The organism is Uliginosibacterium silvisoli (assembly GCF_036017035.1).
Lineage (GTDB): Bacteria > Pseudomonadota > Gammaproteobacteria > Burkholderiales > Rhodocyclaceae > Viridibacterium > Viridibacterium silvisoli.
In genome coordinates this window covers 673,927-686,487 of sequence record NZ_JAYXHS010000001.1, presented here as the reverse complement: position 1 = coordinate 686,487, position 12,561 = coordinate 673,927, and the positions used below count along the sequence as shown (strand labels likewise).

Genomic DNA, 12,561 nt, shown 5'->3' with positions numbered 1-12,561 from the left:
CATGCCGGCGAAGGCCGGAGCGCAGCTCGGAAAAGCGCAGCTCAAAGAAGCTGTTCGGAAGCTGCCGGCAGATCCATGCAGGACTCGATGCGCCACACGGTGTCCGGGCGCTCCATCGACAGGCGCGCCAGCACACGCGTGTCCAGGCCCACGCTGATCTCCTCGGCACCCAGCCCTTTTTCCAGTCCCTCGGCGATCTGTGCGGAAATGTGCACCACCGCGGCCATCGGCTCGGCCTCCGCCTCCAGCGGCTGTGCATACCAGCGCAGGGCGTTGCGGATCTCGACCGGGAAGTTCCAGCGCACGGCCATTTCCTGACCGACTTCGCAGTGGTCGGTCTCGGTCAGCGAGCGTTCGACCTTCAGCAACTCCACGCCCTTGGGGCCGTTGTCGCGCAGCAACTGTTTGGAGGCGGCCGGGTAGGCGAGGTGGATGATCAACTCGCCGATCTGGTACATCAGGCCGGCGGTGTAGGCGAATTCGGCATTGACGCCCTTGCCCTTGCCGATCACGCGCGCCACGCCGGCCGTGACCAGGCCGTGTTTCCAGAAGGCTCGCATGTCCACGCCTTCTACCTTGCTGAAGGCACGCGACATGCCGGAGGCGATGACCAGTGAGCGCAGGGCCGAGAGACCGATCAGCGTTACCGCCTGGTCGATCGCGCCGATTTTCTTGCTGACCCCGTACTGGCTCGAGTTCGCCATCGCCAGCACGCGGGCCGACAGCGACTGGTCCTGCTTGACCTGCGCCACCAGATCGCTGATATCCACGTCTTCCTTGCACAGCGAGGCGATCAGGTCCTGCACGACCTTCGGGATGCTGGGCAGGCGGGGCAGGTTGGCGAAGAGTTTGTCGAGGGCGGCAGACATGCAGGAGACTCCCGGTTTATTTGTCATGGGACGAGGTCTCCGGTATTACGGCGCCGCCGCAGGCGGACTTGATAGTGGCCGGCCAGCGGCCAGGCTGATCAGCCGTAGCGTTGTTGCGCCACCACCGCCAGGCCGCAGCCCACGCTGCCATACAGATCGCCTTCGACGGCACGTGCAGCCGGGAAGCGTTGCGCCAGTGCGGCGCGCAGGGCTGGCACGGCGGATGAGCCGCCGGTGAAGAACAGGGTGTCGATGGCCGTCGCGGCGACGCCTGCCTGTTGCAGGCATTGCGCGGCAGAGTCGCAGACGCGGGTGATCTCGGTCGCAATGGCCTGTTCGAAATCCTGCTGGCTGAGGGCGATGCGCAAACCCTCTTCCGCCTCGTCGAGCGGCAGGGTGCAGATGGCGAGCGATGACAGCTCGATTTTCGCTGCCTCGACGCGCATGGCCAGCCGGTGGCCGGCCTGCTTCTGCACGAGGTTGAGCAGGCGGTCGAAGCGGCGCGTGTCGGCCACGCCCGGCGCCACATCCTGAAAGCTGCGCCAGGCCTTGCGTGTGTAGACCTGGTTGATGGTGTGCCAGGTGGCAAGCTGGAAGAAGGAGCCGTTGGGAAACGAGGCGCCGTTCTTGAGCAGGCTGCCCATGCCCAGCTCAGGCATGACGCCGGAGAGCGAGAGCTGCTTGTCCAGATCCGTGCCGCCGATGTGCACGCCGCTGTTGCCGAGCAGGTCGGCGCTGCGATCGACCGTGCCGCGGCGCTCCGGCGAGAGGCGCACCAGCGAGAAGTCGGAGGTACCGCCACCGATGTCCACGATCAGCACCAGCTCTTCACGCGTGACGCCCTGTTCGTAGGCGTGGGCTGCGGCGATGGGCTCGAACTGGAAGCTCACCTCACGGAAACCGAGACCGCTGACGATCTCTGCCAGCGTGTCCTGCGCCAGCTTGTCTGCGGCATCGTCGTCATCGACGAAGCGCACCGGGCGGCCGACGACGACCGCGTCGAACGTGCGTCCTGCTTCCTTCTGCGCACGTGCCTTGATCTCGCCGATGAAGCCGCCAATGAGGTTGCGGAACGACAGGTGACGCCCGCCGACTTCCGTGCCGGCATCCATCAGGCCGCTGCCGAGCAGGCTCTTCAGCGAGCGCATCAGGCGGCCTTCATAGCCCTCGAGGTACTCGGCCAGCGCAGCACGGCCAAAGGCCAGCGACTCCTCGTCGAGGTTGAAGAACACGGCCGAGGGCAGGGTGGTCTTGCCGTCTTCGAGGGCCAGCAGGTGTGCGCCCGAGTGATTGCAGATGGCAGCCGTGGAGTTGGAGGTGCCGAAATCGATGCCGCAGGCGGAGAGACTCATGAATGCAGGGAGAGAAGCGTTGAACAAGTAAGGGCCGCGAAAGGACGCGGGTCGAGCAGGGTACGGGCGAGCAGGATGCGGGTCAATTGTTGCGAGGGGGCGCTTGCAGAAGTTGACAAGACCGGGACGGTCGCCGGGCGGGCGCAAAGCAGCGCCGCCGGACTTGGAGTACCCTTTGCCTCCCCGATTACTTTCAGTGGAGACAGTACATGACAGATTCCGCAACGCCGACCTTCAAGCAAGTCATCCTGTTCACCGATGTCGATGGCCGCGCGAAATTCCGCGAAGAAGAAATCGCACTGACCGAAGGCAATCCGAACTCGCGTCTGTCCGCGCAGCTGGCTGCCAGCGGCGTGGTGTTGCGCGAAAGCCCGGCTGGCTTCCGCAGCCAGATGCACTGCACCGGCAAACCGCAATGGGTCTTCATCCTCAGCGGAGCGATGGAGATCGGCCTGGCCGACGGCAGCACGCGCCGCTTCAACGCCGGCGAGCATTTCTATTCCGCCGACACCCTGCCTGAAGGCGAGACCTTCAATCCGGAACATCACGGCCACTGGAGCCGCGAAGTCGCTGGCGAGCCGCTGGTGACCTTGTTCGTGAAGGGCTGACGCGGAAGCGTTCGCTCACTGCAACAGACATGAAGAGGGCCGCATGTGCGGCCCTTTTGCTTGAGTGCACACCCGCGGCGCGGTGTCGGGGCTTACTGCGGCGGCATGTCGCCCTGCGGGTGTGCAGCGCGGTAGGCCGGCGACAGGATGCCGAACTTGTGAGCCCACCATGAGGTCAGCATCGGCGTGATGATGGCGGTGACGACGACCGAGGTTGCGATGAGCGCGGTTGCGGCAGGGGCAATCGGCGCGAACTGCGGCTCCAGCGACGACACGACCTTCGGCACGGTCACGGCAGCACCAGCAGTCGATGCCGCAGCAATGCCTGCCGTGCCGTTGCCCTTGGCGAGGAAGATATCGGCGAGAACCAGCACCGTGCCGGTCACGACGATCACGAACAGCCCGAGCAGGATGCCTTGCAGGCCGGTATGTGCGATCACCTTGAAGTCGATCGTATTGCCGAGTGCAAATGCAAAGAACGGCACCATCGCCGGCACGGCGGCCGAGAACAGCTTGCGGAAATCAGGATCGAGATTGCCCAGCGCAAAGCCGGCGAGAAAGGGCAGCAGTGCTCCCACCATCGTCTGCCACGGAAACACAGCCAGCCCCGCCACGCCCAATGTCACCATTGTCATGAAGGGCCCCGACTCTAGGCTCATGAGACAGAAAGCGGCCGCTTCCTCCTTGGTGCCGTACTGCTGCATCAGCGCCATGTAGAGCCCGCCATTGGTGTCGTTCATGCTGGCGATGATGGCCAGCACCGACAGGCCGGCGAGAAAGCCGCCCGTGACCCCCTCAGGGCCGATGAACTTCGATGCGATGACGCCGACGATGGCTGCCGTAGCAATCTTCGTCAGCACCAGCACACCGCTCTTGCGCAGCACCGTTGGCGTCGCCTGGATACTGATGCTCGCGCCCATGCAGAAAAACCAGACAGCCAGAATCGGCAGCACGCCCGTGATCAAGCCGTTTGTGAAGGAGCCAAAGTACGCACCTGCGTCCGGCGCGAGCGTATGCAACAACGCGCCAAGGAACAGCGGCACGATCATGATGCCGCCGGGAATTCGTTCGATACTTCTCTTGATCTGCATGTGCTGAAGCTCCTGTGACGCGACCATTCAAACCATCTCGCCTGCGAGCATAACCGATCCCCATGTCGGCGAATCCATGGCTGACCATGCATGTGCGATGGCGGGCAAGCGCGGCATGCGTCTTGCGTTGCGTCACCGAGGCCGGATAGACGCTCAGGACGAAAGGGCGTAGTTTCCGCGTCTACCCCTTCGTCTCGCGAGGAGCTTTTTCATGTCTGCCAGCACGCACGTCGCATCCCCTTCGATTTTCATTCGTCATGCATCACGCTTCTCGCAGGTCGCGATCCTTTTCCTGATCACCGCATTGCTCTCGGGCTGCGGCTACAACCAGATCCAGAGCGATGACGAGGCGGTAAAAGCCGCCTGGGCGGAAGTGCTCAACCAGTACAAACGCCGAGCGGATCTCGTGCCGAACCTGGTCGGCGTGGTGAAGGGCTATGCCGAACACGAGAAGGATGTGCTGGTGCGTGTCACCGAAGCGCGCGCCAAGGTCGGCAGCATGAACCTCACGCCGGAGGCACTGAATGATCCTCAGGCGGTGGCGAATTTCGGCAAGGCGCAGGGCGAGTTGTCGAGTGCCTTGTCGCGCCTGATGGTGGTGACCGAGAACTATCCCAACCTGAAGGCGGATGCGGGCTTCCGTGACCTGCAGGCGCAACTCGAGGGCACCGAGAATCGCGTCACCGTGGCGCGTAATCGCTTCATTGCCGCGGTACAGACCTACAACGTCAACGTGCGCAGCTTCCCGGCCAACATCATGGCGATGATCTTCGGCTACAAGGTAAAACCGAGCTTCACCGTCGAAGACGAGAAGGCCATCTCCGACGCGCCCAAGGTTGATTTCGGCGGCGGTAGCAAATAAGGATGTTCAAGGTGCTGGCACGCCGCGCCGTGCGCTTCGTTGCGATCATTGCCTGCATCGTTGCGGGCAGTGGTTTCAGCGCGGGTGTTTTCGCGCAGGCTGGTCTTGTGGCGGTGCCGCCGTATCAGGCACGCGTCACCGATCTGGCGAATGTGTTGCAGGCGCCGGAGCGTGCGCAACTGGAAGCGCGGCTCGCCAGCATCGAGCAGCAGAGCGGCAGCCAGGTGGCGGTGCTGACCCTGCCCACGACACAGCCGGAGGACATCGCCGCCTATGGCATCCGTGTCGCTGATGCGTGGAAGGCCGGGCGCAAGAATGTCGATGACGGCGTGCTGCTGATCGTGGCGGTGAAAGACCGCAAGATGCGCATCGAGGTTGGCCGCGGGCTGGAAGGCGCCATCCCCGACGCGATTGCCAGCCGCATCATCCGCGAAAGCATCGCGCCGGACTTCCAGCGCGGCGCCATGTATGCAGGCATCGCAGCCGGCGTCGAACGCATCGCCGCGCGCATCGGTAGCGAGGCCTTGCCGCCGCCACCCGGCCAGCGCAACGCAGCAGCCGGACAGCCCTTCACGTTCGGCGTGCTGCCCTTGATCATCTTCGTCATCATCTTCCTGCTGGTGTTCCGGCGCAGCGGTCGTCGCGGTTATTACTCGCGCGGCAACGGCATCGGCGGCGTCGCGACCGGCATGATCCTCGACTCCATCCTGCGTGGCGGACGGGGCGGTGGTGGAGGTTTTGGTGGCGGCGGAGGTGGATTCGGCGGGGGCGGTGGTGGCGGCTTCGGCGGCGGTGGCGCGTCAGGGAACTGGTGATCATGCACAAACCCGAACGACATATTCTCGCGCGCCTTGGCAGTCATCTCTGGTCGGCTGACCGGCAGATGCGCAAGGCCTTCCCTGCAGCCAGCCTGCAGCGCGTGGAGCAGGCCGTCACGGCAGCCGAGCGTGGCCATGGCGGCGAGCTGCGCGTGGTGATTGAAGGTGGCCTTGGTTGGGATGCGCTGCGTGCTGGCTCGCAAGGTGTCGAAGCACCTTCGCTGTCACGCGCCCGTGCGATCGACCTCTTCGCACAGCTTGGCGTGTGGGACACGGCCGACAATTCCGGCGTGCTGATCTACATCCTCATGGCCACGCATCAACTTGAAATCGTCGCCGACCGTGGCATCCATGCGAAGGTGGGTGAAGCTGTGTGGCAAGGCGTCGTCGCCGATACCATGGCGCGCTTCAGGCAAGGTGAATACGAGCAAGGCCTGCTGCACGCGATCGACACCATCAGCCAGCAACTGCGCCAGCATTTTCCCGCGGCGCCGGACGACGCCAACGAGTTGCCGGATCGGCCGCTGGTTCTCTAGGCCTTCTTCTTCATCGCGTAGCCCGCACGCAGCAGGAGCAGCCAGGCGGGAATGATCAGCACCGAAATGCGGATGCCTGGCGTCATCAGCATCACGACCAGGATCGCAGCGAGGAATGCCAGGCACAGATAGTTGCTCAGCGGAAACCACGGAGACGGGAATGCCGTCTGCACGCCAGCCTGTTTTCGGGCAGCGCGGAAACGCAAATGCGAGAGGCTGATCAACGCCCAGTTGATCACCAGCGCTGCGACTACGAGGGCCATCAGCAAGCCAAGCGCTTCGCCCGGCAGCAGGTAGTTGAGCAGCACGCACACCAGCGTCGCCGCAGCCGACACGGCAAGTGCCGCGACCGGTACGCCACGCGAATTGAGCGCATGCAGTGCACGCGGCGCATTGCCCTGCTCGGCGAGGCCGTAGAGCATGCGGCTATTGCAATACACGCCGCTGTTGTAGACCGACAGGGCTGCGCTCAACACCACCACGTTGAGGACGTGCGCGACAGGCGCCTGACCGAGATGCTGGAAGATCAGCACGAAAGGGCTGCCGCCTTGCGCGACCTGATCCCACGGATACAGGCACAGCAGCACCGCCAGTGCGCCGATGTAGAAAATCAGGATGCGGTAGATCACCTGATTCACGGCGCGTGGAATCGTACGCTGTGGGTCACTCGCCTCTGCCGCCGTGATGCCGATCAGCTCCAGCCCACCGAAGGAGAACATCACCATGGCCAGCGACATGATCAGCCCTGTCCATCCATTCGGCATGAAGCCCTTGTGTGCCCACAGGTTGGACACGCTCGCCTGCGGGCCGCCGTTGCCGCTGAACAGCAGGTAGCTGCCGAACACGATCATGCCGATGATGGCGATCACCTTGATCAGCGAGAACCAGAACTCCATTTCTCCATAGGCTTTCACGTTGGCGAGGTTGATTGCATTGATCAACACGAAGAAAGCCAGCGCCGAAGCCCACTGTGGCACGTCGGGCCACCAATACTGCACGTACACGCCGACAGCCGTCAGCTCGGCCATGCCGACCAGCACGTACAGCACCCAGTAGTTCCAGCCCGACAGGAAGCCGGGGAAGTCGCCCCAGAACTTGTATGCGAAATGGCTGAAGGAGCCCGATACCGGCTCATCCACCGCCATCTCGCCGAGCTGGCGCATGATCAGGAAAGCAATGAAACCCGCCACACCATACGCCAGCAGCACGGCAGGGCCGGCCAGCTGGATGCTCTGCGCGCCACCGAGGAACAGGCCGGTACCGATTGCGCCACCCAGCGCAATCAGCTGGATGTGGCGGTTCTTCAGGGAGCGGTGCAGGCCTTCACTCGTGTCTGTCATGTCCCGCTCCTCCAATATCTGATTACCTGTGTTGCGTGCGCGGCTCTCAGGCTGCCTTCGCAAACATGCCGGCAATGACGGGCCGCGCGCGTTCGCCGAGCGGCAACACATTACGAGCGTAGATCTCGTTGAGCACTTGTGCCGCTGCAACGTAGATCGCCGAAGCGCCGCACAGCATGCCTTCCCAACCCGCCAGCGTCTTCAGCGCAGCGCTGCCCGACGCATCGCCAATGGCCAGCAGGGCAAACAACACCGTCAGTGATGCAAACACGAACTGTGTCGCGCGATTCAGCTTCAGGCTGCCGATGAACAGCACGAAAGTCATTACGCCCCACATGGCGAGATACGCAGCCATGCCCGTGGCCGAGCTGGCTTCGGTGAGGCCGGTCTTCGGCAGCACGACGATCGCGACCAGCGACAGCCAGAAGAAACCATAGGACGTGAACGCCACCGTGCCGAAGGTATTGCCCTTCTTCCATTCCATCAGCCCGGCCAGCACCTGGCAGATGCCGCCGTAGAAGATGCCCATCGCCAGCACCGTCGTACCGAGCTCGACGAGTCCCGCATTGTGAAGATTCAACAACACCGTCGTCATGCCGAAACCCAGCAAACCCAGTGGTGCCGGATTCGCAGTGTGGTCGTGCCCCTTGGCGTGATCAGCCATTCGAAAACTCCTGTGTCCAAGCCGTAATCGGCAAAGGCCGCAGCCTGCGCCATGACGCGGCCGGCAGTTTTCACACAGATCAAGAAAGTCACGCATTGGGCAATTTTTGCCCGGCGAGTGCGCACAAATACGCATTCTGCGTAGATCAGTGGCTGACAGCGATTTTCGCGCGGGTAGACTCGTTTCATTGCGCTGCAGCAGCGCGAGCTATTCCCCGGATACACAGCATGAAAAAGATTTTTGCACTCTTCGCACTCACCGCCGCCCTGACCGGCCTCTCGACCGGCGCGGGCGCCACCCCCGTACTCATCGGCGAGATCTTCCACGACTACGGCTCCGCCTCCGGCAAGCTAGACCCGGGCGGCAACGACCCGCTGTCCGCCGACTACGTCACCGTCAAGGACAACTCCACCAGCCGCTTCAACGACGTCTTCGACTTCAGCACCTTCGACTACACCTCGATCGACCATTTCGAAGTCACGCTCAACTTCACCCAGACCAACGGCAGCTTCGAATCCTGGCGCGCGCGCCCGGGCGCATCGACCTCGCTGCCGGCGCTGAGCAAAGTGGGTGACGTACTGACCTCGCAAACCTTCAGCTTCGGCCCGAGCACCGACACCTTCGCTTCGTTCCTCAGCACGGAGAAGTTCAATCTGTGGTTTGCGGAAGAAGGCTTCGGCACCAACGACTTTCGCCTGTTCGACGCCAAGGTGTCGGTGTTCGGCACGGCCGCAACCGTGCCGGAGCCGGGCACGCTGGGCATGCTGTTCCTGGGCATCGCGATGATGGTGCTGACGAGCCGCAGGCGCTGCTGAGGAGTAGCGCGCGTCAGGGCAGGACAAGGAACGGACCTTCGCGGTCCGTTTTCATTTTCCAGAGCAAGGCCGCGATGTCGACAACCTGAGATAACGGGTGACGCGCTGCGCCAGCGTTTCCTCGACATCCTTCACAAGCAGGTATCCAGATGGAGTCGATAAGCGACAATCAGGGCTCTTGAAACTCCGGCTTAGCGCTCAATGATCCGCTCACTCATAAAGCTCGCCTTGCTCGCGAGCCTCGTGCTGCTCGGCGTCGCGCTCTGGCGCAGTGAGCGACTCCCGCCGCCGTCAGAACTGGAATCGGTCTTGCTCGATGAGCCCAGACAGACGCCTACTCATACGCCTGCCTTCGATACCACGGTTGGCGACATCCGATACACGGTCAAGCCGATTTATGAATATGACATCGTCGGTCTCGTCGTCAGCCGCCATGACGCCAATGTCTGGTGGGACTACGCCCATCGCGAGTGGAACGACAAGCTGAACGTTGTGGATCTTTGCGTCGTGTGGGGGCGCAACGCACGCGATGGCGCCTATGACGGCATCGACTTTTCCAGCGGGCAATGGACCTGCAACTTCAGCACTTCCTCGCAGGCCGCCTATGAAGCCTTCGATCCCTACTCGCTCTCCAACAACCATCTCATTACCGACAACACGCGCTTCGCTGAAGCGCTGCGCAAGGTTCGCGTCGGCGACCAGATCCACATCCGCGGCAAGCTCGCTGAATACAGCCACAACCACGGTTTTGCCTTCCATCGCGGCAGCAGCACCACGCGCCGTGACACCGGCAACGGCGCTTGCGAAACCATCTACATCGAAGACTTCGAAATGCTGCAAAAGGGCGGGGGCCCTTGGCGGATGCTTACCTGGGTTGCTGTGGCGATGCTGGTGCTGAGCTTGCTGGCGTGGTTCTTCCAGCCAGCAAAGTTCTATGAGTGAGGCCGGTCAGGGGCGCATGTAGCAGACGTATAAAGAAAACGGGCCGTGAATCAGATTCACGGCCCGTTCTTTTCAAGCGAAGCGAGCTCGCAGATCAGCCCACTTGCTTGCGCGAACGCTTGTAGAGGCCAATGACACCGACACCGGCCAGCATGAGGGCCAGGCCGGTTGGTTCTGGAACGGCAGTCACAGGGGTTTCGACCAGGCTGCTGATGGTGAGGCTGGCACCGCCATTCAGGCCGTCGGCAGAGGAGACATACCAGCCGAAGTTCTGACCAGCCGAGATCAGCAGGTTGCTGACCGCGCCGGATGCGTTGACGCCAAGGCCCGAGAGGGCTGTTCTACCCACGAGGGCCGTGCCAGGCTCTGCCCAGATGGTGTAACCCGCCGGATCTGCATTGAACCCCAGGTCACTCGCGGTGTTGGAGTCCGAGGAGACATAGTTCCAGTTGAACGACACCCACGTATCGACCGCGAATGACTGGGTGTAGTAGGTCTGGTACGAGGAATACGTCTGGGGATCTTCCTCGAAATTGGTGCCCGTCAGCGTGAAGCCATCCGGCAGGAACGTGACGCCGCCGTTGCCATCCTCTGTCTGGGTCAGGGTGTAAGCGTTGGCTTGGCTGGCTGCGACGCCGGCAAGTACAACACACGCGATTGCAATAATTTTCTTCATTTTTTCTCCCGCTCTCACAACGTGCATGACCCGTTGTGACGGGTCATGTGCCGGACTGACGAGCAGTCCGGCAACTCACTTTTTATTTGATCTTGCCCGCACCGGCATTGGCTTTGACGAAAGCCGGCACATTGACTGTTGCCTTCGTGGTGTAGGCGTATGGCGGATACCAGACATCGGCACCGCTTGGGGTAGCGCGACTGCACTGACCATCCCAGCCCTGAGCAACCGTATTGCCGCCCTTGTTGGAAAGCATCAGGTGACCAGCGGAACGGAAGCCGATGAACTGCTTGCCGTCGAGGATGGCCTTGCCGCACCAGCTGTCGGTTGCCAGTTGGGTGATCTCGAAGTACATGTTTTCGAGGATCATGTTCGAGCGGTAACGTGGATCCGGACCGCCGTCGAACTTGAAGTCAGCCGGGGCAGAGCCGTCGGTGAGGCCGTAGATGTAGTTGTTGAACATGTGCACCTGACCGAAGCGGTTCAGAGGCAGGCGTGAGCCCATGCGGTCCCAGAAGTTGTTCGACAGCGTCACGTGCAGGCGGCCTTCATCGCTCCAGGCGCGACCCGAGTCACCGTTGCCGATGAGGGTGGTCTTGTGGTGCTTGTTGAAGTAGCTGTTGGTGATGGTGACGTAGTCGGCACCGCGAACGACATCCAGAAGGCCGTCATGGCGCGTGATGGAGGTATCCAGCGAGTCAGGCGTGTCGCCATCTGACATCGACAGATGATCGATGAAGATGTTCTGGGCACGTGACACTGTCATGGCGTCTGCATAGGCGTTGGCAGAGTCTTCCGGGTTTACATCCCAAGGCGCATCGATCTGCAGATTGCGGATGATGATGTTGCGCGTCCAGGTCGGATAGTCTTCCGGATCCTTGCCGCAACCTACCCAGGTCTTGTAGTCGGATTCTGCGTCGACCGATGCCTTGGTCGTGCCGCAGGCTGCCGTCAGGATTGCGCCGGTTGTGGCCCATTCCTGGCCGATCAGGACCGTGGTGCCGGTGATGCGGGCTGCGCGGCCTTGTGCGTCGTTGACGCCGACGAGGGTGGTGTTCGACGGAATCGAGATCGAGCCACCGTACTTCTGGTCTTCGTAGCTCGTGTATTCCTGGAACACTGTGTTGTTGGCGCTCCAGCGCAGGTCGATGTGGCCGATGACGCGGACGATCTTAGGCTCGTTACCGGCTTCCTTCAGCGCAGCGACGAGTTGTTGACCGTTGAACACGGTGTAGACGCGGTTTGTGGCAGCGGCTGCGCCACCGGTGACGATGACCTTGCCCTTACGCGACCAGGTGTGCCAACCGTTCGATGTCGGTGCTGCAGCACGCTCGAACGTGAGTTGTCCGGCTGTCGGGTCTACCGTGGCGAATTGCCAGGTCGGCAGAACCGGTGCGGCGCGGTAGTTCGACGGGCTGTGCTTGCCGTCGACCAGAACCGGAGCCGACAAGGTGCGGGTGCCGTAGCGTGCGTCAGGCAGCGGGGTGCTGGCGCCGGTCTGGGCGCGGGCATCCGTTGCGGTAGCGCTGCTGCCGGCCCACGAGCTGGCCGAACCGCCGCCGGTAGCAGACGCAGCGGAAGACGAGGCCGCGGAAGAAGATGAGCCGCTGGTCACGGAGGAAGAGGAGCTCGACGAGGCAACCGAGGACGAGCTGGAAGAGCTTGCTGTACCGGTCGGCAGAGAGCACCAGCCCGAAGTCAAGGTGGTTCCCGGGAACAAGGCCGGGGCGCAAGTAAATGGCCCGGTCAAGATCGCATAGGTGAAGGCGCCGCTCTTGCCGAAAGCCACGTTCGCCGTGCCGCTCAGGTTGCAGACGCTGCCGACCTGGGCGCATTTCGTGTAATTGTTCGGATAGTCAGTTGCTGCATGTGCGCCGCCCGCAAATGCGGCAGCCAGCAGCGGTACAAGAAACCGCAACTTCATCTCACTCACTCCTCGAAGGTTCTTTTTTGAATTCCAGCATGAGCGGCGTCATAAATTCAAAAAA

At 62.4% G+C, this 12,561-nt stretch carries 13 protein-coding genes; 6 read left to right on the top strand and 7 right to left on the bottom strand.

Going from position 1 to position 12,561, the window contains the following annotated elements:
• Window positions 1-41: 41 nt before the first annotated feature.
• Window positions 42-869 carry an HDOD domain-containing protein gene (locus VVD49_RS03115; RefSeq protein ID WP_327597666.1) on the bottom strand — a complete coding sequence of 276 codons (828 nt, stop codon included), beginning with the start codon at window positions 867-869 and terminating at the stop codon, window positions 42-44.
• Between the two features lie 98 nt (window positions 870-967).
• A complete protein-coding gene (locus tag VVD49_RS03110) occupies window positions 968-2,221 on the bottom strand; it encodes an Hsp70 family protein (RefSeq protein ID WP_327597665.1) in 1,254 nt (417 codons plus the stop codon).
• A gap of 209 nt (window positions 2,222-2,430) precedes the next feature.
• Between VVD49_RS03110 and VVD49_RS03105 the strand changes: the two genes are divergently transcribed.
• Window positions 2,431-2,829, top strand: a complete 399-nt coding sequence (locus VVD49_RS03105) for a cupin domain-containing protein (protein ID WP_327597664.1) — start codon at window positions 2,431-2,433, stop codon at window positions 2,827-2,829.
• 92 nt (window positions 2,830-2,921) lie between these two features.
• On the opposite strand, the gene kdgT is transcribed toward VVD49_RS03105, so the two are convergent.
• Window positions 2,922-3,920, bottom strand: a complete 999-nt coding sequence (kdgT, locus tag VVD49_RS03100) for a 2-keto-3-deoxygluconate transporter (protein WP_327597663.1) — start codon at window positions 3,918-3,920, stop codon at window positions 2,922-2,924.
• 211 nt (window positions 3,921-4,131) lie between these two features.
• Here kdgT and VVD49_RS03095 point away from each other — a divergent pair, with 211 nt between their 5' ends.
• From VVD49_RS03095 to VVD49_RS03085, 3 genes are read left to right on the top strand one after another with little or no spacing between them, the layout of a single operon-like run.
• Entirely contained in the window at window positions 4,132-4,782 is a 651-nt protein-coding gene (locus VVD49_RS03095) for a LemA family protein (protein ID WP_327597662.1), read from the top strand.
• A gap of 2 nt (window positions 4,783-4,784) precedes the next feature.
• Window positions 4,785-5,597 carry a TPM domain-containing protein gene (locus VVD49_RS03090; protein ID WP_327597661.1) on the top strand — a complete coding sequence of 271 codons (813 nt, stop codon included), beginning with the start codon at window positions 4,785-4,787 and terminating at the stop codon, window positions 5,595-5,597.
• A gap of 2 nt (window positions 5,598-5,599) precedes the next feature.
• Window positions 5,600-6,136 (top strand): TPM domain-containing protein, encoded by a 537-nt coding sequence (locus VVD49_RS03085; protein WP_327597660.1) that lies wholly within the window; start codon window positions 5,600-5,602, stop codon window positions 6,134-6,136.
• Here VVD49_RS03085 and VVD49_RS03080 read toward each other — a convergent pair.
• Together VVD49_RS03080 and VVD49_RS03075 are read right to left on the bottom strand one after the other, a co-directional pair.
• Entirely contained in the window at window positions 6,133-7,476 is a 1,344-nt protein-coding gene (locus VVD49_RS03080) for an amino acid permease (RefSeq protein WP_327597659.1), read from the bottom strand. The two genes, VVD49_RS03085 and VVD49_RS03080, sit on opposite strands and share 4 nt — an antisense overlap.
• Before the next feature lie 46 nt (window positions 7,477-7,522).
• Window positions 7,523-8,140 (bottom strand): acetate uptake transporter, encoded by a 618-nt coding sequence (locus tag VVD49_RS03075; RefSeq protein ID WP_327597658.1) that lies wholly within the window; start codon window positions 8,138-8,140, stop codon window positions 7,523-7,525.
• Between the two features lie 227 nt (window positions 8,141-8,367).
• Between VVD49_RS03075 and VVD49_RS03070 the strand changes: the two genes are divergently transcribed.
• Together VVD49_RS03070 and VVD49_RS03065 are read left to right on the top strand one after the other, a co-directional pair.
• Window positions 8,368-8,955, top strand: coding sequence for a PEP-CTERM sorting domain-containing protein (locus VVD49_RS03070; RefSeq protein ID WP_327597657.1), 588 nt, complete (start codon window positions 8,368-8,370; stop codon window positions 8,953-8,955).
• 201 nt (window positions 8,956-9,156) lie between these two features.
• Window positions 9,157-9,897 (top strand): hypothetical protein, encoded by a 741-nt coding sequence (locus VVD49_RS03065; RefSeq protein WP_327597656.1) that lies wholly within the window; start codon window positions 9,157-9,159, stop codon window positions 9,895-9,897.
• Window positions 9,898-9,991: 94 nt separating this feature from the next.
• Here VVD49_RS03065 and VVD49_RS03060 read toward each other — a convergent pair whose 3' ends face one another.
• Window positions 9,992-10,573, bottom strand: a complete 582-nt coding sequence (locus tag VVD49_RS03060; protein ID WP_327597655.1) for a PEP-CTERM sorting domain-containing protein — start codon at window positions 10,571-10,573, stop codon at window positions 9,992-9,994.
• Window positions 10,574-10,655: 82 nt separating this feature from the next.
• Window positions 10,656-12,497 (bottom strand): pectate lyase family protein, encoded by a 1,842-nt coding sequence (locus VVD49_RS03055; protein WP_327597654.1) that lies wholly within the window; start codon window positions 12,495-12,497, stop codon window positions 10,656-10,658.
• Window positions 12,498-12,561 lie beyond the last annotated feature (64 nt).